This window comes from Pseudomonas sp. REP124, assembly GCF_020164475.1.
In the GTDB taxonomy this organism is placed as follows: domain Bacteria; phylum Pseudomonadota; class Gammaproteobacteria; order Pseudomonadales; family Pseudomonadaceae; genus Aquipseudomonas.
The window spans coordinates 23,138-48,212 of the sequence record NZ_JAIQWX010000007.1; the positions used below are offsets into that span (position 1 = coordinate 23,138).

25 protein-coding genes are annotated in these 25,075 nt (G+C 59.2%); 10 read left to right on the top strand and 15 right to left on the bottom strand.

Annotated elements, in window-relative coordinates; genetic code table 11:
* Positions 1-39 precede the first annotated feature (39 nt).
* On the bottom strand, positions 40-696 hold the full coding sequence (locus K9857_RS03235; protein ID WP_224533461.1) for a TetR/AcrR family transcriptional regulator: 657 nt from the start codon (positions 694-696) through the stop codon (positions 40-42).
* A 151-nt stretch (positions 697-847) separates the two neighbouring features.
* On the opposite strand from K9857_RS03235, the gene K9857_RS03240 reads away from it, so the two are divergent.
* From K9857_RS03240 to K9857_RS03255, 4 genes are all read left to right on the top strand, one after another.
* The gene (locus K9857_RS03240) at positions 848-1,273 is read left to right on the top strand and encodes a hypothetical protein (protein WP_224533466.1); all 426 of its coding nucleotides are present in this window, start codon (positions 848-850) and stop codon (positions 1,271-1,273) included.
* Positions 1,274-1,408: 135 nt separating this feature from the next.
* Positions 1,409-2,587: a GGDEF domain-containing protein gene (locus K9857_RS03245; RefSeq protein WP_224533467.1), complete on the top strand. Its 1,179-nt coding sequence runs from the start codon at positions 1,409-1,411 to the stop codon at positions 2,585-2,587.
* Positions 2,588-3,048: 461 nt separating this feature from the next.
* Positions 3,049-3,396 carry a type 1 fimbrial protein gene (locus K9857_RS03250; protein ID WP_224533468.1) on the top strand — a complete coding sequence of 116 codons (348 nt, stop codon included), beginning with the start codon at positions 3,049-3,051 and terminating at the stop codon, positions 3,394-3,396.
* A gap of 111 nt (positions 3,397-3,507) precedes the next feature.
* Positions 3,508-3,807, top strand: a complete 300-nt coding sequence (locus K9857_RS03255) for a hypothetical protein (protein WP_224533469.1) — start codon at positions 3,508-3,510, stop codon at positions 3,805-3,807.
* 59 nt (positions 3,808-3,866) lie between these two features.
* Here K9857_RS03255 and K9857_RS03260 read toward each other — a convergent pair whose 3' ends face one another.
* The gene (locus tag K9857_RS03260; RefSeq protein ID WP_224533470.1) at positions 3,867-4,610 is read right to left on the bottom strand and encodes an SDR family oxidoreductase; all 744 of its coding nucleotides are present in this window, start codon (positions 4,608-4,610) and stop codon (positions 3,867-3,869) included.
* 122 nt (positions 4,611-4,732) lie between these two features.
* Here K9857_RS03260 and K9857_RS03265 point away from each other — a divergent pair, with 122 nt between their 5' ends.
* Positions 4,733-5,641 (top strand): LysR family transcriptional regulator, encoded by a 909-nt coding sequence (locus K9857_RS03265; RefSeq protein ID WP_224533471.1) that lies wholly within the window; start codon positions 4,733-4,735, stop codon positions 5,639-5,641.
* 26 nt (positions 5,642-5,667) lie between these two features.
* Here K9857_RS03265 and K9857_RS03270 read toward each other — a convergent pair whose 3' ends face one another.
* Positions 5,668-6,450, bottom strand: coding sequence for an SDR family NAD(P)-dependent oxidoreductase (locus K9857_RS03270; RefSeq protein ID WP_224533472.1), 783 nt, complete (start codon positions 6,448-6,450; stop codon positions 5,668-5,670).
* A 109-nt stretch (positions 6,451-6,559) separates the two neighbouring features.
* On the bottom strand, positions 6,560-7,483 hold the full coding sequence (locus tag K9857_RS03275) for a LysR family transcriptional regulator (protein WP_318011741.1): 924 nt from the start codon (positions 7,481-7,483) through the stop codon (positions 6,560-6,562).
* A 143-nt stretch (positions 7,484-7,626) separates the two neighbouring features.
* On the opposite strand from K9857_RS03275, the gene K9857_RS03280 reads away from it, so the two are divergent.
* The gene (locus K9857_RS03280; RefSeq protein WP_224533473.1) at positions 7,627-8,532 is read left to right on the top strand and encodes an NAD-dependent epimerase/dehydratase family protein; all 906 of its coding nucleotides are present in this window, start codon (positions 7,627-7,629) and stop codon (positions 8,530-8,532) included.
* A gap of 107 nt (positions 8,533-8,639) precedes the next feature.
* Here K9857_RS03280 and K9857_RS03285 read toward each other — a convergent pair whose 3' ends face one another.
* The 7 genes from K9857_RS03285 to K9857_RS03315 form a co-directional block, all read right to left on the bottom strand.
* Entirely contained in the window at positions 8,640-9,620 is a 981-nt protein-coding gene (locus K9857_RS03285) for a transketolase family protein (RefSeq protein WP_224533474.1), read from the bottom strand.
* A 3-nt stretch (positions 9,621-9,623) separates the two neighbouring features.
* Complete coding sequence (locus K9857_RS03290) at positions 9,624-10,514, bottom strand: transketolase (protein WP_224533475.1); 891 nt, start codon at positions 10,512-10,514, stop codon at positions 9,624-9,626.
* An 83-nt stretch (positions 10,515-10,597) separates the two neighbouring features.
* On the bottom strand, positions 10,598-11,701 hold the full coding sequence (locus K9857_RS03295) for an LLM class flavin-dependent oxidoreductase (protein WP_224533476.1): 1,104 nt from the start codon (positions 11,699-11,701) through the stop codon (positions 10,598-10,600).
* A gap of 165 nt (positions 11,702-11,866) precedes the next feature.
* A complete protein-coding gene (locus K9857_RS03300) occupies positions 11,867-13,366 on the bottom strand; it encodes a sugar ABC transporter ATP-binding protein (protein ID WP_224533477.1) in 1,500 nt (499 codons plus the stop codon).
* A gap of 22 nt (positions 13,367-13,388) precedes the next feature.
* Complete coding sequence (locus tag K9857_RS03305; protein WP_224533478.1) at positions 13,389-14,339, bottom strand: sugar ABC transporter substrate-binding protein; 951 nt, start codon at positions 14,337-14,339, stop codon at positions 13,389-13,391.
* A gap of 58 nt (positions 14,340-14,397) precedes the next feature.
* Positions 14,398-15,240, bottom strand: a complete 843-nt coding sequence (locus K9857_RS03310) for an ABC transporter permease (protein ID WP_224533479.1) — start codon at positions 15,238-15,240, stop codon at positions 14,398-14,400.
* Positions 15,241-15,440: 200 nt separating this feature from the next.
* The gene (locus K9857_RS03315) at positions 15,441-15,956 is read right to left on the bottom strand and encodes a flavin reductase family protein (protein WP_224533480.1); all 516 of its coding nucleotides are present in this window, start codon (positions 15,954-15,956) and stop codon (positions 15,441-15,443) included.
* A gap of 286 nt (positions 15,957-16,242) precedes the next feature.
* On the opposite strand from K9857_RS03315, the gene K9857_RS03320 reads away from it, so the two are divergent.
* Positions 16,243-17,196: a LysR family transcriptional regulator gene (locus tag K9857_RS03320; protein ID WP_224533481.1), complete on the top strand. Its 954-nt coding sequence runs from the start codon at positions 16,243-16,245 to the stop codon at positions 17,194-17,196.
* 3 nt (positions 17,197-17,199) lie between these two features.
* Here the strand turns inward: K9857_RS03320 and K9857_RS03325 are convergent, their stop codons facing one another.
* Positions 17,200-18,696: a xylulokinase gene (locus K9857_RS03325; RefSeq protein WP_224533482.1), complete on the bottom strand. Its 1,497-nt coding sequence runs from the start codon at positions 18,694-18,696 to the stop codon at positions 17,200-17,202.
* Positions 18,697-18,957: 261 nt separating this feature from the next.
* On the opposite strand from K9857_RS03325, the gene K9857_RS03330 reads away from it, so the two are divergent.
* Both K9857_RS03330 and K9857_RS03335 read left to right on the top strand, forming a co-directional pair.
* Entirely contained in the window at positions 18,958-19,413 is a 456-nt protein-coding gene (locus tag K9857_RS03330) for a hypothetical protein (protein ID WP_224533483.1), read from the top strand.
* Positions 19,414-19,534: 121 nt separating this feature from the next.
* Positions 19,535-19,990 (top strand): glycine zipper 2TM domain-containing protein, encoded by a 456-nt coding sequence (locus K9857_RS03335; RefSeq protein WP_224533484.1) that lies wholly within the window; start codon positions 19,535-19,537, stop codon positions 19,988-19,990.
* 107 nt (positions 19,991-20,097) lie between these two features.
* On the opposite strand, the gene K9857_RS03340 is transcribed toward K9857_RS03335, so the two are convergent.
* On the bottom strand, positions 20,098-21,306 hold the full coding sequence (locus K9857_RS03340; RefSeq protein WP_224533485.1) for an alpha/beta hydrolase family protein: 1,209 nt from the start codon (positions 21,304-21,306) through the stop codon (positions 20,098-20,100).
* 310 nt (positions 21,307-21,616) lie between these two features.
* Here K9857_RS03340 and K9857_RS03345 point away from each other — a divergent pair, with 310 nt between their 5' ends.
* Positions 21,617-22,003, top strand: a complete 387-nt coding sequence (locus K9857_RS03345) for a VOC family protein (protein WP_224533486.1) — start codon at positions 21,617-21,619, stop codon at positions 22,001-22,003.
* Between the two features lie 89 nt (positions 22,004-22,092).
* On the opposite strand, the gene K9857_RS03350 is transcribed toward K9857_RS03345, so the two are convergent.
* On the bottom strand, positions 22,093-22,440 hold the full coding sequence (locus tag K9857_RS03350) for a VOC family protein (protein ID WP_224533487.1): 348 nt from the start codon (positions 22,438-22,440) through the stop codon (positions 22,093-22,095).
* 754 nt (positions 22,441-23,194) lie between these two features.
* Complete coding sequence (gene mqo / locus K9857_RS03355; protein WP_224533488.1) at positions 23,195-24,835, bottom strand: malate dehydrogenase (quinone); 1,641 nt, start codon at positions 24,833-24,835, stop codon at positions 23,195-23,197.
* Positions 24,836-25,075: the final 240 nt, after the last annotated feature.

The following is a 25,075-nucleotide window of genomic DNA, read 5'->3' on the forward strand; positions in this document are numbered from 1 at the left end:
CAGCTGCTACATGGATCGCGGTGGCCTGGTTGACTGGCATTAATCCGAGCGCGCAGGCTTTCTCCGCACCTGCTCTTCCTCCAAAGCCTGACGAACCAACGCCCTCGCCGCCCAGGCCGCGGCACCCAGCGACTCCTCGACACTGGCGCCCCCCACATCCCGCGCGGCAATCAACGCCTCAGTTCCCATCACAATCGACAGCGCCTGCTTCAGCCGCTTGCGCGCCCGGGCTGAGAGCCGGTCCTTGAGCGAATCGACAATCGGCTCGATGTAGCTCATGCGCCGTCCCGGCCGCAGGGGTGCTTCACCGGACTCGTTTTCCAACCACACAGTCATAAACGACCGCTCCATCATGCGCAAACCGACCTCGTCCCCGATCAACAGCTTGTTCAGCGCATTCGCCGCCAGACCCACGCCCTTGACCGGGTCCTCGCCCGGCTTCCAGAAATGCTCCAGCGGCTGCATGTCCCGGTCGGTCGCCGTCTCGCTGATCAGCGCTTCCGGCGAAGGAAAGTAGCGGTAGGCCGTGGCCCGAGACACCATCGCCCGCTCCGCCACCTCGGCAATCGTCGGATTCAACCCCTCTTCACGCAGCGCAACAGCTGCCTCGATCAGCGCCTGGCGAGTACGGCTGCGCTGGTTTGTACGACCCTGATGACCGTTCGGGATCGACGTGCTTGACTTCGTATTGGCCATGGAATAAATGATACTCCGTCTTATCGTGAGACTCGTGTCTCATAATAGGCACAACCCAAGGCGCCAACAAGTGGACGCCCCCATGAGCCCACCCACGCGCCAAAGATCGCCAAGCAACTGAGCGCGCCTCAGGGCGCATGAGGTGAAAGCCATGCATCACAACCCCCGTTCAAACACCTGGTTTCGGCTCGCCGTCGTCTACTTCGCCATCGGCGTCGGCCTGGGCGTGACAATGGGCGCCTCCGGCGACCACTCACTCTTCGCGGTCCACGCCCATATCAATCTGCTGGGCTGGGTGTCGATGGCACTCTTCGGCCTCATCGGCACCGTTTGCCCCGCAACCACCGAGGGACGCATCGCCACCGCCCAGTTCTGGAGCTGGAACATCGGCGTGCCGGTGATGCTGGGGGCCCTGACCTTGCGCATGAAGGGGTTTGCGTCCGTCGAGCCGGTGATTGCGGTTTCGTCGGTTCTGATTGGGATTAGTGTGTTGTTGTTTGTCTGGCTGGTTTTTTCACGCGGTGGAGCTACCGTTGAGCGTTTGATGGGCGCAGCGGGCGAATCGCGGATCTCATAAGGAGAACAACCGCTAGCTGCCCTCCCCCCGGGCAGCTACCGCATCCACTCAACTGGAACGGCGGTACCTGCGAAAAATCGGCCCAAGCCTTACAATCGCGCCCATTCATTGCAAAATCAGACAGGCAACAAGGCTATGGCGCTCGACCCTCCAACAATGTTGACAATTTCAGTCGCTCTCGCAGCGGCTGCCGCGCTGTATCTGGCGGTGGAGTGGCGTAGCGTTCGGGAAACGTCTTTGCTGTGTTTCAGTGCGGGTTTTGCCACGATCACCGTAGGTTCCACCCTTGCCCTGCTGCGCATGAGCGGCCTGCTGTTGATCGGTATCTGGTTCGCCAACGGTCTGCTGGTGCTGGCGCACTGGTTTTTCCTGCTGGGCGTGGCGCGTTTCACCAATGCACGTCTGAGCCGGGCCTGGTATCTGATTTTCGTGGCCTGGCTGGCTTTGTTGCTTCTGCCCGAGGATCCGTCCTGGTCGAAGATCATGCTGGTGGCCAATTCGCTGCTGGTGGCGCTGTTGTCGATCAGGGCCAGTTACCTTTTGCGGCCCCACGGCAAATCGTTGAGCGTGGGGGCGGTGCAGTTGCGTTATGTGCTGATGGGGCATGGTGTTTTCTACATCGCCAAGGCACTGACGGCGGTGGTCCCGGGCACATTGATCGATCTGGCGTCGCTGCGCGGTGAGATCATTCAGATTTCGCTGGTCGAAGGGGTAATGGCGATCATGCTGATCGCGCTGTCGATGACCGGCACCGAGCGTTATCGGCGCGAGAAGAAGATCGCCCGCCTGGCCGAACGTGACCCGCTGACGGCCATGTACAACCGCCGTGCCCTTGAAGTGCGGGCCCTGCGCCTGTTGAGTGATGTTTCAGCCGAACGCCCGGGCGCCCTGCTGCTGATCGATATCGATAATTTCAAACTGGTCAACGACCTGTATGGCCACAGCGCGGGCGACCGTTTGCTGGTCACGCTGAGCGAGATGATCGTTTCGCAGTTGCCTGAAGGTGCGCTGGCGGCAAGGCTGGGCGGTGACGAGTTCGTGATTGTGTTCACGGATGCGTCGGACAAGCGGATCGTCGAGCTGGGCAACACCCTGCGCGACCGTTTCTACGACGCGGCCTCCAGGGCCTTCGACACCCCGGAAGCGGTCACCCTGAGCATCGGCGCCCACCTGTTCGACCATCCGCCGGCCAGTTTGACCGCGATCATCGAACAAGGCGATGTGGCGCTGTACCAATCCAAACGCGCCGGACGCGACACGCTGCGCCTGGTGGACAGCACCCAGACCCGCACCGAGCCACTGCGTACGGACTGAGGAAATGCGCAGTTTGTGGGAGTGGGTTTGCTCGAGAAGGCGGTGTTTCAGACAAGGTGATGTCGACTGACCCACCGCCTTCGCGAGCAAGCCCGCTCCCACAGGGATTTGTGTCGGTCGCAGCATTTGGCAACAATGCCAAAACCTGTAGGAGCGAGGCTTGCCCGCGAAGAGGCCGGCACATTCAATATCCATGTGCTCAGTTCCACCGCCATCGCGAGCAGGCTCGCTCCCACAGGGATTTCAGCTGTCGCCAATGCAGTGTCCAACCACAAATCCCTGTGGGAGCGGGCTTGCTCGCGAAGGCGGTGGGTCATTCAACGAGTGTGTTGACTGACCTGGCCTATTCGCGGGCAAGCCTCGCTCCTACAAAGGCGGCACATCCCCCTCGCGATCTGGAAAAAACATCAGTACGCTCACCTCCAACGACGTATTCCTTACAACGCAAAGGAGTGTGCGCAATGAAGATCAACTCTCTGCCTGTCGTCCTCAGCCTGCTCGCAATATTGCCCCTGGCAACCACCGCCGTCGCCCAGAACAGCATCCGCTTCGAAGGCAGTATCGTCGAACGCCCCTGCCATTCCTCGCTCACCACGGCGGGAACACTGGAACTCAACACCTGCCCTGCCCTCGCCCGGGCCACTGCCTTCGATGCGATCAACATCGATCAGGCGTCCTCGATGACCAGCGTCAAACTGCTCGCCGACAGTGGCCCGGACCGCTATTACGACCAGCGATACGCCCTGGTGGATGCCAAGGGCAAACCGATCCGCGCCGGCAATTACCTGGTTACCATGACCCTGCCCTGAACTCGCCCGCCAGCTCCGCTGAACGGTCGAAGGCGTCGGCATTGCAGCGTCTAAGCTAATCAGACAGCCCGCCCCATCACGCGGCGGGCCTCTGGCCTAAGGGGAAACAGGATGCCCGGACTTTCTGTGCGCCCCTGCTCGTCATGGGCCCTACTCTCGCTGCTCGCCATCGATCTGCTGCTGACAGCAGGATGCGCGGGCAAACCCTCCACGGCTCGCCAAACGGTCGCGACCCTGGGCGATCCCTGCTATGCCAAGGCGCTCCCAACGGTGGGAGAAGGCGGCCTGGCCTGGGGCTCTACCCTGAGCATGGCGCGCAAGAAATCCATGGATAACTGCATGCGTTATGCCGGCCGCTCCGGTGGCACGCCCGACACCTGCCAGGTGGTGTTGGCCCAATGCAGAAAATGACTCGCCCATAAAAAAGCGCCCTGACCTTTCGGCCAGGGCGCTTTCAATCAAGTAATCAATCAGAAGTCTTGCGCAGTCGGGCGCAGGACGATCTCGTTGATGTCCACATCCGCCGGTTGCTCGATCGCGAAAGCGATGGCCCGTGCTACCGACGCGGCCGGAATGGCCTTCTTGTAGAACTCGCCCACCACTTCGGCGCTCGGCTGGTGGCCGCTGCCGAATTTCAGCTCGGATTCCACCGCACCCGGTTCGATGGTCGTGGTGCGGATATCGCCGCCGACTTCGTGACGCAGGCCGTCGGAGATGGCGCGCACCGCGTATTTGGTGCCGCTGTAGACCGAACCGCCCGGGCTGAACACTTTGATGCCGGCCACCGACGAGATGTTGATGAAGTGCCCGCTGCGCTGTTTTTCGAACACTGGCAAGGCGGCGGCAATCCCGTACAACACGCCTTTGACGTTGATGTCGATCATGCGATCCCACTCGTCGACGCGCAGTTCGTTAATCGGCGAGATCGCCATCAGCCCGGCATTGTTGATCATCACATCGACCCGGCCGAAGGCCTGGACAGCCTTGTCGACCAGTGCGGACAAGTCCTCCCGGCGGGTGACATCGACCGCCAGCGCGACCGCCTTGCCGCCTTCAGCGCTGATCTCCCGGACGATCGTGTCGAGACGATCCTGGCGACGGGCGCCGAGCACCACATGGGCACCGAGCGCCGCCAGATGACGAGCCGTTGCTTCGCCCAGACCGCTGCTTGCACCGGTGATGACGACCACTTTGCCCTGGATGTTGTTACTCATGGTTCAGTGCTCCTGTAGAGGCTTGCTTGGGTTGATGGGCTCAGTCTCTACTGGTTTTATTCATCAGAAAATGGAAGAGTTCGGATTTGAGAATTCCATTTTATGGAACGGAGTAGACGACAATGCTCAACCGCATGGAGCTGATCCGGATCTTTTCGGTGGCGGCCGAATCCAGCAACTTTCGCGAAGCCGCCACCCGCCTGGGCACCTCGCCGCAAACCGTCACACGAGCGATCAAGGAGCTGGAGCGCACCTTCGGCGAACTGCTGTTCCATCGCAGCACCCGCCAGGTCCACGTCACCACCTTCGGCGCCGAACTGGCCCTGCAGGCCCGGGAAACCCTCGATCGGGTGGATCAGCTGTTCGTCGTCAACAGCAAGCAGCAGGAGAAAGGCATCGTCGGCCGCGTCGGCATCACCGCGCCGCACGCCATCGGCAGGCTGTACCTGACGCAGTTTCTCAAGCCGCTGATGGAGGAAAACCCGGGCCTGAGCATCGATCTGAGCCTGGATGACCAGATCACCGACGCGGTGGCCAGCCGGATCGACATCGGCGTTCGCGTTGGCGCAGTGCGAGATCGGCGCTTCATCGCCAGGACGGTCGCCCGGGTGGTGCTGAAAATCGTCGCGGCGCCCGCCTTGCTCGACAGGGTTCAGCGCCCCGAAACGGTCGAGGAACTCAAGCGCCTGCCGCTGTCGATGCTGATGGATCGCAGCAACGGCCGCCCGTGGCCATGGATGCTGGCCGATGGGCAGACGTTCCTGCCGGTGTCGCCGGCGTTCACCTGCGACGACCCGGAAACCGAGCGGGAAATCGTGCTGGCTGGGTTCGCCTTCGGGCAGTTGCCGACCTATCTGGCCGAACCGTACCTGTCCGACGGGCAATTGGTGGAGGTCATGCAGGACGATGCACCGGGGCCATTCGAACTGATCATGTATCGTCCGCACTCGGGGCCGGTGCCACCGCGGGTGCGGTTGGTGTATGACCATCTGATGAAGTGTTTTTCAGATCCCGAACGCTTTCCACAATGACGTTGGTGAGCACGCTGCACAATCACTCAAATTATCGAGCGAATGGTCCCGCCTTCCATGCGCATCGCCATGCCATTGAGCGCAGGCGACGCGGCCAGGTGCAGCACGCTGCTGGCCACTTCATCGGGTTCGATCATGCGACGGATCAGTGATGTCGGCTCGGTATCGTCGAAGTAATCCTGAACCACTTGCTGGGTGCTGACGCCTTTCTGCTCGGCGATTTCCCGATGATATCGCTTCACGGCATCGGTCGAGGTGGGGCCTGGCAGTATCGAGTTGACCCTCACAGCCGTGCCTTTGGTCAGTTCCGCCAAGGCTCTGGAAACACCCAGCAGGCAGGTTTTCATCGCGCCGTAGTGAACCATCCAGGGCTGTGGCTTGACCGCGGACTCACTGCTGATGAACACGATGGAGCCCTGACCGCGATCAAGCATCGATTTCATCACCAGCCGAGTCATGCGCACGCCACTCATGACATTGACGTTGAAGTAGTGAAACCACTGAGCATCATCGGTTTCAAAAAAGTCGCGCACCTCGAAGATGCCCACGTTGTTGATCAGAAAGTCGATGGGACCGGCTTCGATGGCAAGAGCCACCAGACGCTCGGCCGCGCCTTCCTCGGTCAAGTCGGCAACCATCCCTTGGGCGTGATCCCCCAGTTCCGCGAGCGCCTCTGCAACCTCTTTTTCATGAAGTCCGCTGATGACTACGCGAGCGCCCTCCATGATGAAGCGCTGAGCGATGGCCTTGCCGATACCCGTTGCGCCACCGGTGATCAGTGCGGTTTTTCCAACCAGTTGGTAATCCATGGGAGCTGCCTTCTATTGTCGTTATGCGCATCATCATGCCCCAGCCCCTGGACGAGAATTATCAAGGGTTGCTGAAAACTGATTTCACCAACGACTGAAAGCACCCCGCCTATTCAGCCACTAACTGCGGCGCCAGCTTATCCAGCAGGAAGTCGATAAATACGCGTACACGCTGGGGCAGTTGCTGCCCGGGACCGATGAAAACGGCATGAATCGCTTCGGTTTCACCGCAATCGTAATCCTCCAGAATCGGCACCAGGCGCCCTGCTTCCAGATCTTCATGGATATGAAAATTCGCCAGCCGGGCTATTCCCAACCCCGCCAGCGCCGAACGACGCATGCTTTCACCATCGCTCAGAAGCACATTGCCCTTTGGCTCGATTTCGATGCGCTGGCCATCCAACCCACGAAACACCCAGGCTTGAGAATGCCGATGAAAACCGAAGCCCAGTCGATTGTGCCGTTGCAACTCGTCGAGATTTTCCGGTCGTCCGAAACGAGCGATATAAGCCGGTGAAGCCACCGTGATCATGCGGCTCTCACCCAGGCGCCGCTGAACAAGGCTCGACTCCTTCATCGGACCGGTACGGATAGCGATGTCAGCGCGTCTTTCCATCAAATCGACGACTGTGTCGGTCAGCTCCACATTGAGCGTGATGTCCGGATAGGCCAGGAGAAACTCCGGCAACAGTGGCAGCAGGCAATGCAGGCCGAAAGGCAGATTGGCGTTGACCTGGATCAGTCCGCTGGGTTTGCTGACGTTACCGATGTCGCGCTCGGCAGAGTCGATCAGTTCGAGAATGCGCAGGCATTCGCTGTTGAATCGCTCGCCTTCCGCAGTCAGTTCCAGGCGTCGTGTTGAACGATGCAGCAGCCGCGCGCCCAGGCGGACTTCCATGCGACTGATCAATTTGCTGACGGCCGATGGCGACATGTCCAGTTGCCGTGCAGCCTCGGAAAAAGTCCCGGCATTGACGACCCGGGTGAAGACTTCCATTTCACCGGATCGATTGATGTCTTTGATATTGATCACGAACTGAATTCACAGATGATTGTCTTTCAAACAGTCTAGCTCATAAATAGTACCGATCGTATGGTGAGGTGTTCCTGAAACTGGAATATCTGTCTTTATCCGAAAGGAAGGACAGAAATCACACACGATACGAGGACAAGACATTGAAGATTTTCGTTACTGGCGTGACCGGCTACATCGGCGGCTCCGTGGCCAAGTACCTGGTCGATGCAGGCCATGAAGTCAGCGGTCTGGTGCGTAACCCGGAACAGCGCGGCGCGTTGCAGGCACTGGGTATCACGCCTGTGCTGGGCACTCTGGATGATGCGTTCATTCTCAGCGAGCAGGCGCGTCTGGCCGATGTGGTGGTCAACGCCGCGAACTCGGACCACCTGGCCTCGGTGCAGACCTTTATCCGGGCCTTGAGTGGCAGTGGAAAGGTGCTGTTGCACACATCGGGTTCAAGCGTCGTCGGTGACGATGCCCGTGGCGCTTACGAGCGCGCCGACATCTTCACCGATGAGACTCCATTCACGCCGATGGACATCCGCAAGGATCGGGTCGAGATCAACCAGATCGTTCGGCGCGCCGGGGTCGAACAGGGGATTCGCAGTATCGTGTTCTGTCCGACCATGATTTATGGGGAGTCCCTGGGCCTGCCGTCGAAAAGCGATCAACTGCCCAAGCTGTTTGCCCAATCTCGCAAATACGGTGCTGGCGCCTATATGGGCGCCGGGGTACATCGCTGGTCCAACGTTCACATCGAGGATCTGGCGGAGCTCTATCGACTGGCCATCGAGAAAGCCCCGTCTGCATCGATTTTTTTCGCCGAGAACGGCGAAGCATCGTTCCTCGAAATCGCTACGTCCATCAGCAAGGCGCTGGGCTTCAAAGGCGACATTCAAAGCTGGCCAGCGGATGAAGCCATCGCTGAACTGGGGGATTGGGCCCGATTCGCCATTGGCTCCAACAGTCGCGTGCGCGCGGTAAACGCCCGCGTTCTGCTGGGCTGGAAACCTCAGCGCGAATCGATTCTGCAATGGATCGAAACCAGCGACGTTCAGTGGTAACACTCCCTTCCCCTGAAAACCGACCATAAAAAAACGTGCGACGAGGACGTTCTTCAATGAACGCCCTCGCCGCACGCCAGGCCAGGTAACCTGAAAAGAACCTTCTCTTAACCCAACACTTCCAGCGCCACGCTTTCGATACCGGCGGCATCCAGACGGTAGTGTTTGTAGAGGTGGGTTGGGGGTGCGATCAGACTGTACTCGTCATAGATGCCATGACGCCGCACTTTGACAGCAACACCCGATTCAGCGATGACTTCACAGACCGCCCCGCCCAGTCCGCCGATGATGTTGTGTTCCTCCACGGTAAGGATGGCCCGGCTGTTGCGCGCTGCCGTCAGTACCGCCTCACGGTCCAGCGGCTTGATGGTGGTCATGTCGATCACGCCCACTGAACGTCCGGCGGCATTCAAGGCACGGGCCGCTTCGAGTGCCGGGTGCACCGTGGAGCCGGTTGCGATGATGGTCAGTTCCTCCCCGGTCGAATGCACCGTGGCTTTACCGAAAACGAACTCAGGAACGGTTTCATACACCACCGGATCGCGGCCGCGCTGGATACGGAAGTAGATCGGTTGCGGATAGTTCGCCGAAGCGAGAATCGCAGCCTTCAGCTGATTGCCGTCGGCCGGAGCCACTACCGTAAGGTCGGCAATCGAACGCATGATCGCCAAGTCCTCGGTGGCATGGTGGGACGTGCCATAGAAGCCAAGGGAAATACCGGCGTGGTGCCCGATCAGCCGCACCGGCAACGCCGAATAGGCGACATCCATGCGAATCTGTTCGCAGCACAGCAAAGGCAGGAACGAGGCAAAGGTCGCCACGAAAGGCTTCATGCCCACCGCCGCCATTCCGGCGGCCGCAGACACCATGTTCTGCTCGGAAATGCCGAATTGCACAAAACGCTCAGGATGCAACCCGGCGAATTTCGACAGGCCGTTGGAGTACTGCAGATCCGCGGTGCCGGCCACCACGGGCTCGCCCTGCTCGACCAGCTCGATCAAGGCATCCGACAAGGCATTCAGGCTGGGAATCTGGCTGTTCAGTTCCCGGTACTGCCAGGAGTTTTTGGACAGAGGTGCGGTATTCATGGCTTAGATCACCTTGCTTTTGATTTCGTCGATAGCGCGCTGCGCGTCTTCAGGGTCGAGATACCCCAAATGCCAGCCCGGCTCGGTTTCCATGTAGGACACGCCTTTGCCCTTGACGGTATTGGCGATGATGCACACCGGTTGCGTGCGCGTGGAGTCGGCCTTGAGGCGACGCAGCAGACGTGTGACGGCCGCCAGGTCGTGACCATCGACGACATGGGTTTCCCAACCGAAGGCGATCCATTTGTCCGCCAACGGCTCGACGCCGATGACATCGTCGACGTTGCCGTCGAGTTGATAGCCATTGCGGTCGATGATCGCCACCAGGTTTCGGGTTTTATGGTGGGCCGCCGATAACGCTGCCTCCCAGACCTGACCTTCCTGCATCTCTCCGTCACCGAGCATGACGTAGGTGGTGAACGACTTGCCGAGCATCCGCCCGGCCAGCGCCATGCCCAACCCGCCGGACAATGCGTGGCCGATGGAGCCGGAGGAAAAGTCCACGCCTGGGACTTTGCGCATGTCCGGATGGTCGCCCAACGGGTTACCCAGGCGGGTGTAATTGTCGAGAATCTCTTTCTCGAAGAAGCCCCACTCCACCAGGACCGGGAACAACCCGACCGCCGCATGTCCCTTGCCCATCATGAAGCGGTCGCGGTCGGGCCATTTCGGCTCGGCAAACCGCAGGTCCATCACGTCGTAATACAGCGCGGCGAACAGCTCGGCCGCCGAGAACACCGAGGTGTAGTGCCCGACCTTGGCGATCTCGATCAGCCGGATCGTTTCCAGGCGAATGAATTGTGCCTTTTCCCGCAAGCGGGCCAGCTCCTGGTCGGTCAGTTCGAAGTCGTGCTCAACACTTTCGCGCAGGTCCTGCCTTGTCAAATCGTTCATATATCCTGTCCAGGCGCATTACCAAAGTTTCGGCCACATCCGGGATGCGGCCGCAAAAGCCCAGCGCAATCGCGATCAGGCGATCACTGCGCTTTCAATCGAGGGGTCATGTAATCGTTGAGACGCGGCATCACCTGTTGCGCGGTCAGCTCCATCGAGCGTCGCCACAGGTCCTGGTCATCCCATTCATGGAAAGTGGTCATCAGGGTGCCGAACGGCCCGGTCTGCTCGCTGAACGCAACCAGCTGTTCGGTGACGGAGTTGACGTCGCCGTAAATCACCATTTCCTTGATGCAGTGATCCACCGTCACTTCCTCGTCCGTCATGTCGGGACGGGTCTTGAAGATTTTGGTGTAATGGTTGGTGGCCAGGTTATCGATCATGTAATCGAAATAGCGGCGCAACGTGCAGCTCTGCTGAGCCAGGTAATCCTCGGCCTGGGCCTGGGAGTCGGCGACGAATACCGAACGAGCCACGCGCCAGTTGTTGGCGTCAGCCTTGAGCCCGGCACTCTCGGCACCCTGGCAGTAAGCCTGCCAATGAGACGCGACGGTCGCCGTCGGGTTGAAGTTGGCAGACATCAAGTCCCAGTCCATGGCGCCGGCGAGTTTCGCCGTTCCGGAAAACGGACTCATGGCAGTCGTCGCTACCCGTGGAAAAGGCTTCTGGAAGGGCTTGGGCATATATCCGATTTCCAGCTCATGGTGCACCGAATCCTTGAGACTGACCTGACAATGCCCTGCCGAGAAATCATAGGGCGCGTCCGAATTCCAGATCGCCCGGATCATCTCGTAGCAGTCGACCATCATCTGCCCGCGATCCTTGCCGTTACTGCCGTAGACCTCGAAGTCGGATGCCAGCCCACCCGGGCCGATGCCCATGATGAAACGCCCTTTGGACATATGGTCGAACATGGCCGCATCGGCGGCGATTCGCGCCGGAACATGGTGCGGGAGATTCAATACGCCGGTGCACAGTTTCATGCGTCGGGTCAGCGGAATCAGCGTGGACAGAAATTGCAGTGCGTTGGTGATCGGCTCGGTGCGCTGCGAGGTGTGTTCGCCGACCCAGAGTTCGTCGAAACCGACGCTGTCGGCATGCACGGCACAGGCAATATCCTGATCGTACATCTCGTGATAATCCCAGCCCTTGTGATGAAGGGGCTGCATGAACATAGCGAGTTTCATGTCGTTCTCCTGCTGTTTTCAGTGACTGGCGTGCTGCGAGATTTTCTGCACAACACACCGTTTTCATGTCGCGTACTCGTTTTGCAGGCGTGCCAATGCCGGCGCTGCAAGTCGCAACGTGCAAGGTATGGGTAGAGTTTCAAGAGCCGCTTGCGCGGCCCGTCATCAAGCGGTGGCCAACGTCATGATGCTGTCGGGGGCAATCTGCGGCCGATGCAGGATGCCTTGGGAGCAGCCGCGCGCCATGACCATCACCCGATGGGACAGGCCGATGACTTCTTCCAGATCGGAGCTGACGACGATCACCGAAACACCGGTTTTGGAAAGATCGATGATCAACTCATAAATCGCCGCCCGTGCGCCCATGTCGATGCCGCGGGTGGGTTCATCCAGAATGATCACTTTCGGATTACGGGCGATCCATTTGGCGATGACCACTTTCTGCTGGTTGCCGCCGGACAGCTTGTCGAGCATCTGCCCTGCCGAGCCCTTGATCCCCAGCATCGCGATTCGCTCTCGGGCGAACGCTGCCATCCGCTGGTGGGCCACGACGCCATACGAACTGAGGCTATCGAGGTTGCAGTAAGCTAGGTTCTCAGCGATGGTCTGATTCAGAATCACGCCTTCGGTCTTACGGTCCTCGGGGATCAACACGACCCCAGCATGGATCGCCGCCTGCACGTTGTTGGCCGGCAACGGACGATCATCCAGAAGCACTTCGCCCTGACTCACCGCACTCAACCCGGCTATCGCCTGAACCAGCTCGGTGCGACCTGCGCCGACGATGCCGGCAATACCAAAAATTTCCCCGGCCCTGACCGCGAACGACACATCGTGGAAGCGACCGGACTTGTCCGATAGCCGATCAACACGCAGTACCGTGGCGTCAAGGGGCTCGGGCAGTTCCGGGAACAACCGCTCGATCGGTCGACCGACCATTTGCGACACCAGCACGCTGACATCGGTACGACCACTGTCATGACGCGCGATAAGGTGGCCATCGCGCATGACCACAACCTTGTCGGCGATCCGGGCAATCTCGTCCATTCGATGACTGATGTAGATGAATGAAACGCCCTCTTTCTTCAGCTCCTCAATCTGCTTGAACAGCAACTCGGTTTCGTCTTTACCCAAGGCGGCCGTAGGCTCGTCAAGGATCAGCAGGCGCGAGTTGAGTGTGAGCGCCCTGGCAATCTCCACGAGTTGCTGGGCAGCGATCTTCAACTGCCGAACCGGGGTTTGCGGGGAGATGTCCAGGCCAAGGCGGCGCAGTTGTTTCTCGGTTTCGCGGTGCATTGTCTGGCGGTCGATCATGCCTCGGGAAATCGGCAGATGACCGAGAAAAACGTTCTCCGCCACGCTCAAGTCGGGCAGCAAATGAATTTCCTGATGAATCATGTTGATGCCCTGGGCCATGGCGGCGCCCGGACCATTCGGCGCATAGGGCTCGCCGGCCAGAAACATTGATCCTTTGGAAGGCGCCAGCGCCCCGGCAACGATTGAGGAAAAGGTCGACTTGCCTGCACCGTTTTCCCCCAGCAATGCCACCACTTCTCCGTAGCCGATATCGAGACTGATGTCTTCCAGCACCCGAACCGAGTTGAATGACTTGCCGATGTTGCTGGCCCTGAACAACGGTGCCTGAGCGGATTTGTTCGCATTCATGACGTGACCTCCTTCACCGCACTCAAGGATGCTGTTCAAGAAAGGTCGCCACGTTTTCACGCGTGGTGACGAAGGCTGGCAACAGCTGAGTCTTGTTCACGGTCTTGCCCTGCTGCAGGTCGACAGCCGTGCGCAAGGCCAGGCGCCCCATTTCCACGGCCTGCTGCGTGATGGTCATGTCCATCTTGCCGTCGCGAATGGCTTCCAGAGCCGAAGGCAAACCGTCATAGCCAAAAACCCAGACCTTGTGATCGATATTGGCCACCTTGACGGCCTGCGCGGCTCCCAGCGCCGGTGCATCGGAACGGCCGATGAACACGTTGATTTTCGGGTTCTTCTGCAACATGTCCTGCGCCACTTTGAAGCCATTGTCCTGGAGCCAGTCGGTGGGCTTGCGGTCGATGATTTTCATGCCGGGGGCATCGGCCAGAACGGCATCCAGGCCTTTGGCTCTGGTGACTTCCGTCGAGTCACCAAGGGTGCCCTGAAGCAAACCAATCTCGGCCTGACCACCCGTCAGCTTGATCATTTGCCGCGCCAACTCACCGGCCGCAGCCAGGTTATCGGTGGAGATGTAAGCGTCGCACTCGACGTTTTTCGGGAAGTTGTCGATGCAGATAACCGGTATGCCCTGCTGGCGCGCCAGCCGTACCGGCACCGCAGAAGCGGCGCTTCCGGTGGCGGTGTAGAGCAGCACATCGATGCCTTTGCTGAGCATGTCCTGAATCTGGCTGACTTGCCGCGCAGGGTCGGCCTGGGCGTCGGCAACCAGCACATTCTTGATGCCCAGGTTCTTGGCCTGCTCCATCACGCCATCGCGCACCATCAGGTAGAACACCCATTGCAGGCTCGGAATGGACATTCCGACGGTGATCTCATTCGCAGGCTTAACCTGTGCAAACACATTGGTGGACAACAGGCAGCCGAGCAGCGGCAGCCACAGGAAACGCGCTGAAACAGAAGGCAGGTTCATGTTTTTATCCTTGTTATTTTGGCAGGTAGACGACGACCGTTCGGGCGACAACCTGAGTTCAGTCAGTCTTGCGTTTGAGCAGGTCAAGCATCACGGCGAAAGCGATGACGGCGCCGATGACTACTTGCTGGACGAAAGGAGAAATCCCGGCCAGATTCAGGCCATTGCGCAGCACGCCGATAATCAACACACCGATGATGGTGCCGACCACACTGCCCGCCCCGCCCTTGAGGCTGCCGCCGCCGATGACCACCGCGGCGATCACATCCAGCTCATAACCGACTCCGGCGCCGGCACCAGCTGTGTCCAGGCGCGACGTCATGATGATGCCGCCCAGGGCTGCGCAGATTCCGCAGATGATGTACACGGCGCTGGTATAAACCTTGACCCGGATCCCGGCGAGTTTGGCTACCTTGCTGCTGCCGCCGATGGCGTACAGGCTGCGGCCGGAAACCGTGAATTTGAGGACGAACCAGAACAGCAGTGCCAGCACCGCGAAGCAGGTCACCGTCAGCGACAGCACGCCGCCATAACGAATGACCGAGAGGTTGCTGAACCACTCGGGGAAGCCACTGACCTGGGCGCCATCGGTGACCATGTAGGCAAGGCCGCGAGCGATCGACATCATCGCCAGCGTCGCAATGAACGATGGCAACCCGGCCTTGACCACCAGCAACGCCGTGGTCGAACCGCAAGCCGCACCGACGGCGATGGCACCGAGCATCGCCATCCACATTGGCAATCCGAGCACCTGTTCCAGCCAGCTCATGACCATGATTGCCACGGCCAGTACCGCGCCGACGGACAGATCGATACCACCGATGAGAATGACCAGGGTCATACCCAGCGCCATGATGCCCAACACCGTGACTTGGTCGAGCACATTAAGCAGATTGCTCAAAGTCAGGAAACTATCGGTAAAGACGCTTAACACTGCACACAACAACAAAAGTCCGATCGTCGGTCCTGCGACATTGGATTCAAGTCCAACCCACTTCGGTATCGAGCCAATCCGGCTTGACTTGACCAGCACCTGATTATTCATACCCACATCCACTTGTTATTTAATTGTTATAAGACCGAGCCAGCATGACTAACCGATTAATGATTCAACGCGCGATAACGCCCTCCCATGTACAACAATGGTTCTTCTACGGATTGAGTGATGACATCGATGACATTGCCAATAATCACGGTGTGTGTTCCGTGTTCAATCTCCTGAACGACTTCACAGAAGATCGCCGCCTGTGCATCGGCCAGATAGCGAATTCCATGCATGCCGGTGCACCAGTCACCGTCGACAAAGCGTCTTTCGCGCAGGTCGGGCTGGCTGAAAATCTTGCAGATATCTTCATGCTGACTTTGCAGCATATTCACGCAGAACAGCCCGGAACGCTTGATGATCGGTGAAGCGCTCGCGGTACGATTGATACAGATCAGAGCCGATGCTGGGGCCATCGACACCGACGAAAATGCGGTGGCGGCCAGACCGTGGGGCTGGCCATTTTCGTCAAGTGTGGTGATGAGGGTGATGGAAGAGGCAAAACGCCCCATCGCCATTTTGAATTGGCCGGCCAGGTCGATCGAAGTGGCGGCCTCTTGATATTGAACGCGCATGTTTAAACCCTCTTTATGGGTGACTCACAAACTCTGGCATTCATTATTAACAATCCCCCCAACTTTTCTATTCACTTTTAAAAAATTGACTTTTCACTTTCCCCGTAAGGTGAACCCAACAACAAACTCATTTGAATCAGGTTCACAAATCGTCTGAAAGCCTTATCCAGAGCCAACTTTAAAGATTCTGCCGCTGGGCTTCGAAGAATTAATTCATGGTATTAACTGAACAATCGACCGATACTTTCCGAACAATTAAAAGATCCGGATTGCGAGATAAATCATCATGGTCGATCGATTACAGGACATGCGTTTGTTTCGTCTGGTGGTTCAGACAGGCTCACTTTCCACCGCAGGCCGACAGATGGGTTTGTCACCTGCAGCCATGAGCGGGCGCCTCAAGGCCATGGAGGAGTTCTATGGGTTGCGCCTGCTCAAGCGCAACACCCGTAGCTTGAGCCCGACCGCCGAAGGCCAGTTGCTGTTTGAAAATGCGCTCAGGATTCTCGAAGAAGTCGATACCCTGGACAGCATCATCAAAAATGGTCACAGCGAACTGCTCGGCACAATCGGTCTGACCTGCCCTACCGATCTGGGTCGACAGTGGGTGAGCCAGTTGGTCGACGCTTTCCTGCGCGACAATCCCCACGTCAGCATCCGCCTGTTCTTCACTGACCGGATCCTCGATTTCGTGGAATCCGGATCGGACATCGCAATCCGCTTCGGGGATCTTCCCGATAGCTCACTGATCGCACGCTCCCTGGGTGTAGACCGGCCAGTGGTCTGCTGCTCTGCCCAATATCTGCAGCGCTACGGCGCTCCGCTCACGCCGCAGGACCTGCACCAGCACAATTGCCTGGTGCAGTTGCGGGCAGACTTCGCGCTCGATCGCTGGAAGTTCATGGAAAACGGCGTGCCGACCACGATTCAGGTCAAGGGCAATCGGCTGGCCAACGACGGGTTCACCTTGCGACAGTGGGCAGTCCAGGGGCTGGGCATTATCTGGAAGTCAGTCTGGGAAGTGGCGGACGACATTCAGGCGAAACGACTGGTGCCGTTGCTCGAGGATTATCAATGCCCGACCGCAGGCTTTCACCTGCTCACCGAAGGCGGAAAGAAGCTGCCGCCGCGGGTCAAGTCGTTCGTTGATTTTGCCGTTCAGTATTTCAAGAGTCTGGACATGCCCGCACGGCACCTTTTGACTTCCCCCACCGGCGAACTCAAGCGCGCGATGCCATAGCATTCAGTCGAGCGACACCGATTGCAGATCGCTCAGTACCGGTCGCAGGTTGGCCAACATATGCTCGTAGGCCTTGCGCATGCCGGCATAAAACCGCTGCCTGGACGGGTCCGGCAAGGACACGCATTCGACCGGCTTCTGCCAGTCGATCGCGGTCTGCTTCATATCTGCGAACACGCCAGCGCCGTGACCGGCGATCAAGGCGACGCCCAGGACACCGGACTCGGCAACGGGCAGTTTGCGACAAGGTATGCCCAGGACATCGGCCTTGATCTGGCGAAACAGCTGACTGTTGGCTCCCCCACCCAGACTGATAATCCCCTCCTCGCGAATATCGATGTTCATGTCCTTCATGCATTGCAGGAAACGTGCGTACTCGTAAGCGATTGACTCCAACATTGCCCGGTATTGGTCGGTACGATCGTGACTCCAGTCAAGGCCGACAAATGCCCCGCAGAACGCGGCTTCGAAAGGCGCATGACATCCACCCAAGTGCGGCAGAAACAGCAGCTTGTTGCGCTCGCTCAACATGGAACGGCCCTGCAATTCCAACTGCCCGCACTCGCTTTCGGTGAGGCCGAATTTTTTCAGCGTGAGCCCTGCGCCACCGACATAGGCCATCGAGTAATACAATTCCGGGATGCAGTGCCTGAACGTCGCCAGGGTGTTGTGCCGGGTGTCTGCCGCGTAGTGGTCCAGCAAAGTCGCCAGCACCGAACCGGTGCCCGCAATGTCGAACAGTTGCCCCGCCTGAAATGCCCCGGTACCGAGCAAAGATGCAGCGATGTCCGCGCACCCCGCAAAAATCGGCGTGCCCGCCAACAGCCCGCTGCTACTAGCCACTTCGGCGCTGACCGAGCCGATGCGATCCCAGGGTTTGACCAATTGCGGCAATCGATCATGTTCCAGTTGAAATTCATCAATCAGCGAATGATTCCATCCTGAGGCCTGGCTGTCGGCAAAACTGTTGAAGCCAAGGTAGGTGTCGTCCATGAACGCCGCATCGCTGTCCAGAGCCGCCATACGCCCGGCCACGTAAGCGGCGGGCATGATGATCTTCCTGATCTTGCGGTACGTATCGGGTTGTTCCTCGCGCCAATACAGCCACTTGGCGGCGTGATTGGCACTGACCGGAGCACCCGAGCGTTGAACGATCTGTTGCTCGTAAGGTTTGAGCCGTTGCACCTGTTGAACACAACGCATGTCCAGCCACGAGTCGTAGGGCGTTGTCGCCTGCCAGCCGCGGCCGACTGTAGAAATTCCGGCCATTTGCCCGCAGATCGAGATGCCGACAATTTCACCCGGATTGATCGTGAAAAGGGTTAGTACATCCTTGATGGCCAACAACACGGAAGCGTACATCTCGTCAGGACATTGCTCGAAGACCTGTCGTGCAGGATTCAACAAGCGTGTGGGACGACTTGCTGCAGCCAGTTGAACACCTTGGTCGTCTATGACAGCGACTCTTGTACTGGAGGTGCCCATGTCCACCCCAATCATTAATGCTCGGCTCTTCAAGGGTTGGCACTCACGCAAGAAAACGATAAGGATTGCATACACAATACTGTGATCGAACCGGCAGGGGCAGTAGCGATTTTCAGCCCGATCGGAAGCGTCTGAACATGGTTACGCAGAGTCGTCTATGAACTCGACGATAGGCGCCGATGAGCACAATTTCCCACGAGTTTCCCGCACCAACCCCAAATGTGAGCTATACCGCTGATTCCCCCCATTGCAGTTCTTCGACACAGGAGTTTGGCAATGAAGCTCACAACCCCGCTTGCCGCCTTCATCATCAGCACCAGCCTGCTCGGATGCGCCAGCTCTTCGTCAGACTCCGGCGTCAACGTTCCACTGACGGCCACCCGGCATAACGCCGGTCAGATCGGCAATGTCACCCTGACGGACCTTGAGCAGAAAACCGGACTGAGTTTCTTCATTAGCGGTGTTCCCAACGGCGTGCTCCTGCCCTTGCGGGTGCAGTCATTCATCTACAAAGGCAGCTGCCAGCAACCCGGCGCCGTTGCCTTTGCCATGAATGAACAGGTCAACACCCAGCGCCAGCCCGTCAAAGGCTGGACGTTCTCGCGCATCGCACCGATCGCCAGGTCCGAACTGCTGTCCGGCGATTACTCGGTGGTCGTGCGCAGTACCGCGGACAGCGGCAACCTCGATCTGTTTTGCGGGGATATCAAGCAGACGACCCCGGTGAAATAGCAGTGCGATGAGCTGGAGTTATGTGCCAAAGCTACACAACGGACAATTTCGACTAACGTCTAGAGGTGTCTTTGCAACTTGATCTCATCTACTACGCCGTCATCGAAACAGGAGCTTGACCATGAAAACCATCGCTGCCTGGCTGACCCTATCCTTGTCTTTCCTGATGCTGTGCGCGTGTGTCGCGGTCGATGCCGGAAGCGGCGGCGCCGGTGAAATGGAGATTCGCTCGGGGAAAATCGAGCAGATCACCCAGACGCAGATGCAGACCAACCACGACAGCGGTGTCGGCGCCATCCTCGGTGGCCTGGGCGGTGTCGGCCTGGGCAGCCTGATCGGTCGCGGCACCGGTCGCGACGTAGCCATGATCGCCGGCGCCCTGGCCGGTGCGGCCGGTGGCAACTACGCGGAAAAGAAAGCCTATGACCAGCCCAAGGACGCCCAGCAGATCATCGTGCGCACCAAGAGCGGCGTGCTGGTGTCGGTGACCCAGCCGACCAATCCGGCGCTGACCAAGGGCATGGCGGTGTATGTCGAGGGTGCCGGCAGCGAAGCGCGGGTAGTACCGCAGAGCTGAGACCCCGAACCCTGTAGGAGCGAGCACGCTCGCGATGGTCGTCAACGATGACGCTGGCTGTCTGAATGCCCGCGGTGTCTGGACGTTCATCGCGAGCGTGCTCGCTCCTACAGGGACGGCGTATTTCGGGCGAACAGATCGTCCAGCCAACCACAGCACTCCTGCGCCAGGCGCAACCGGTTGTTGACCTGCACATGACCGTCGGCACCGGTCTGCGCCGGCAGTTCCACCAGGGACTTGCGGGTTGAGGCGATGGTCGAGTGCCAGGCCCGCGACTGTCCGGTAAACAGGTCCGACTCGCCACCGCCGAGCAGCGACAGGAACGGCAGCGTGACCCGCTCGGGATCGGCGCGCATCAGGTCCGTGCGCTGAACCAGTTCCTCGGGCGTCGTCGCACCGGCTTTCCAGAAGGTCGTCTCATGATTGCGCATCCCCGCCGCGGAAATGGGGCCAGCGTTGTAGTCGTGGGTGACGGCCTTGACCGACCTGGCGAACATCTCGCCCGCATCGGGCAGCGGCGTGCTGGCCATCACCGTGGCCAATCGGCTTTCGTAACCGGCGGCGCGGCAGGCGAAGTAACCGCCCAGGCTCAGACCGAGCAAGGCGATATGCCCTGCTCGGGCACCAAAGTGCGCGACCAGATGATCGATCACGGCGGCGATCGGCTGTTCCGCCTGCGCCTCCCAGTACAACTCGCGGGCCTGTGCGTCGCCCTGTCCCGGCAAGTCGGCCAGGGCCACGCTGTAGCCGCGCTCCAGCAGATTTCGCCCCACGGTGAGGAACAGGTCTTCATGACAGGTATCGGATCCGCCGATCACCAGCACCAGCGGTGCCTGAGTATCGGCATTGGCAAAGTAATGCCCTGCCAGATAACTGTGCTTCCAAGGGATTTCGAAACGGGTGCCCGCCAGTTGCAATTCGGCGATGGCCAGATCGAAAGCGCGTTGATGCTGCGCGTACAACTCGCAGAAGCGCTCGCCGGGACCGGCAAACTGCCAGGCCGAGCGGTAACTGGCGAATGCCTTCAAACGCATCTCTCCCGCCGAACGCCGCCAGCCTTTGGCCAGCCATTCGCTGGCTTGCCGCTCCAGATAGTCACCGTAATCGCAGAAGGCGTTCACCCAGCTATCGGGGTCGCCATCGACGATGTGGTCGGCGATGTAGTACGCCTGCCCGACATCCAGACCGCCGGACGGCCCCCAGCCCAGCGCGGCCATGAAGAACAGGTCCATGTGCTCGTCGGCGAAGCGATAGGATTTGCCCAGCCGGCGCGTCGGGTTGGTTTCGGTTGCAGGATCATTAGGCGTGCGGTTCATCTGTTCACCTTGCCGGTAAGTGATGGCTGCCATGCGATGGAACTGGCCGGTGTCAGCATAGGCACCGTGAGCCGGTATTTCCCTGACAGATCGCATTTACCGGACGAACCGGCCCCTGTAGGAGCGAGCATGCTCGCGATGGTCGCCAACGATGACGCGGGCTGTCTGGATGCCAGCGGTGTCTGGACGTGCATCGCGAGAATGTTCACTCCAGATTTCATGTTCAGCAGAAACGCGTAACGTATCGCTAACGAACAATAGCAACTCGTTATCCAAGCCAGATCGGGCGATCAACAGGGAGGAGAGATGAATGAAAATCGTAGTAACCAGTGTGATGGTCGATGACCAGGCCAAGGCGCTGGCCTTCTATCGGGATGTGCTGGGTTTCGAGCTCAAGCATGACATTCCCATGGGGCAGTTTCGCTGGCTGACGCTCACGTCTCCCGGCGATCCCGATGGTGTGGAATTGCTGCTGGAGCCCGACGCGCATCCGGCGGCGAAGCCGTTCATGGCGGCGGTGAAACAGGATGGCATCCCCTTCACGTCCTTCGGTGTCGAGGACGTGCACGCCGAGTATGCGCGGCTCTGCGCAGCGGGGGTGCGATTCACCCAGCCGCCGACGGCCATGGGGCCGGTGACTACGGCGGTGTTTGATGACACTTGCGGCAATCTGATTCAGATCATGCAGAAGCATTGAGTCGGACGCCTTCGCGTACAGGACTTCACTGGACCTGTAGGAGCGAGGCTCGCCCGCGAAAGGCCCTGCACAACACCACAAAACCCGGATCAGCCAACCGCCGAAAGCTGCGCAAACGCCAGGTAATACCCATTGCAATCGCGCACGCCGAACTCCCGTGATCCGTACGGCATGTCCTGCAACGGCCAGGCAATCTCGACCTTGTCCTTGACCGATTCGTAGTACCGATCTACTTCGGAAATCGCGCAGTAGATCGTGCCGGAGCACGCCATCGCAGTGCCCCACAGGTCCTGCTGCGTGAAGGTGATCCGACAATCATCCAGCACCACCGTGAGGGTCGATTCCGCAGAGTCGAACACGGTGAAGCCCAGGGTGTCGCGGTAGTACCGGCGCGTGCCGTCCAGATCGCTGCAGCGCAGCAGAAGCGTCAAAGCCATGTTGACCTCAAGGAATGAATCAATCCCGGTCAATCATAGACAGCTTCGCTCACACTGGCGAAATCGTCGCCAGCATGCCAATCAGAATGGTCACCACCAGAAAGCCACCCAGAAAAATCGCCATCTTGCCCATAAGGCCTCCTGCACATTGAGTTTTGCGGTGCACCGCATGTGTGACTGCGGAACGTGCCGCTATTGTGCGGGGTGAACTGAGTGCATTACAGAGGCAGAAAGCGATGAAAAATACGGATCAGATGAGATTCGGGGTGCTCACTTCCCGTTGGGGCTGTCGAGTGCAACGAGGCTGCGATCTTCTAAAAGCAGGATCAAAAGATCGCGGGTTGGTAGCTTCAATATCTTCATTGCCTGATACACCGCCATCGCGGGCAAGCCCGCTCCCACAGTGGTTTTGGTTGGCCGCAGACTTTGCGTACACCCACCGAACCTGTGGGAGCGGGCTTGCTCGCGAAGAGGCCGGCAGATCCAACATCTTCATTGCCTGACACGCCGCTTTCGCGAGCAAGCCCACACAGTGGTTTTGGTTGGCCGCAAAATTTGCGTGGGTCCACAAAACCTGTGGGAGCGAGCCTGCTCGCGATGGGGTTGGTAGCTTCAACCTCTTCATTGCATGACACACCGCTTTCGCGAGCAAGCTTCGCTCCTACAAAGATGGGCCAGATTCCGAGCAATAAAAAGCCCGCTGACCGTCACCGGTTCAGCGGGCTTTCCTTTTGCGGTTCAGCTTGACGGCGAATTACAGCGCCATGTCGTTCGCTGCACTCTCTTTCACAGGCACGGCCTGTTCGGTTTCAACAGCCGGGGCTGGCTGGCCGATGACCGGTGGGGTTGGCAGTTCCAGCACCTTGGCGGTGTAGGCCCATTCTTCTGCCACTTTGGCCGGGTCGCTGTTCAGCTGGGTGCCGTAGCTCGGGACGATCTGGTGCAGCTTTTCCTGCCACTCAGGGGTCGCGACCTTGTCCTTGAACACCTTCTGGATCACCGACAGCATGATCGGCGCAGCGGTCGAGGCGCCTGGGGAGGCGCCCAGCAGGCCGGCGATGCTGCCGTCGGAAGAGGCGACGATTTCGGTACCGAGTTTCAGCACGCCACCGGCGGCTTCGTCACGCTTGATGATCTGCACGCGCTGGCCTGCTTGCCACAGACGCCAGTCTTCGGCCTTGGCGTTCGGGAAGTATTCCTTCAGGGCGTTGAGGCGGTCTTCGTCAGACAGCATCAGCTGGCCGGCCAGGTATTCCACCAGCGGGTATTCCTTGATGCCGACTTTGGTCATTGGCCACACGTTGTGCGTGGTGGTCGATGTCAGCAGGTCAAAGTACGAGCCTTCCTTGAGGAACTTGGTGCTGAAGGTCGCGAACGGGCCAAACAGGATCACGCGCTTGCCGTCGAGCACGCGGGTGTCCAGGTGTGGAACCGACATCGGTGGCGCGCCGACGGAAGCTTTACCGTAGGCCTTGGCCAGGTGTTGCTCGGTGATGGCCGGGTTATCGGTCACCAGGAACGAGCCACCCACCGGGAAGCCACCGTACTCACGGGCTTCAGGGATGCCCGACTTCTGCAGCAGGTGCAGGGCACCGCCGCCGGCGCCGATGAACACGAACTTGGCGTCGGTTTCGAACTTGCTGCCGTCTTTCAGGTTTTTGTAGGTGACGCGCCAGGTGCCGTCGTCGTTCTTGGTGATGTCCTGCACTTCGCTGGACAGTTTCAAGTCGAATTTCGGCAGGGTCTGCAGGTGCGCAACGAACTGGCGGGTGATTTCGCCGAAGTTCATGTCGGTACCCAGCGGGCTCCAGGTGGCCGCGATTTTCTGGTTCGGGTCACGCCCTTCCATCATCAGCGGGACCCACTTCTTGATCACAGCCGGGTCTTCGGAGTACTGCATGCCGGCGAACAGCGGGCTGGCCTGCAGGGCTTCGTAGCGCTTTTTCAGGAATTTGATGTTGTCATCGCCCCACACGAAACTCATGTGCGGCGTGGTGTTGATGAACGAGCGCGGGTTCTTCAGCACGCCCTGCTGGACCTGCCAGGCCCAGAACTGACGGGAAACCTGGAACGCTTCGTTGATTTCGACGGCTTTGGGAATCGACACGTTGCCTTTGTCGTCTTCCGGGGTGTAGTTAAGTTCGGCCAGGGCGGAGTGACCGGTGCCGGCGTTGTTCCAGCCGTTGGAGCTTTCCAGGGCGACGCCGTCCAGACGCTCGATCATTTCCATCGAGGTGCCGGGCTCCAGCTCGTTGAGCCATACACCCAGGGTTGCGCTCATGATGCCGCCGCCAACCAGCAACACATCGACTTTCTTGGCATCTGCGGCGTGGGCTGTCGTCATCCCCAACGACAAAGCCAGCCCCACCAGGGCCGTGTTTACTTTCTTAAACATCTGTAACACCTTTGATAAAACGTCATCCGCCCTGCCGATCCCGCCACGAGTCCCTCGATCACGACAGCCAGGCCGACTGTCCGGTTACACGCACTGGATTTGCAGGGTGGGCACACAAGGCCGACGAACTGCATCGACCTCAGTTATTTGTCCCTTCTGAACTGACTTTTTATCTTTTTTGGCTTCAGCTACTTGAGCGACAGTGATTCCGTTTGCCCGCCTCGAAGGCAGGAAAACTGA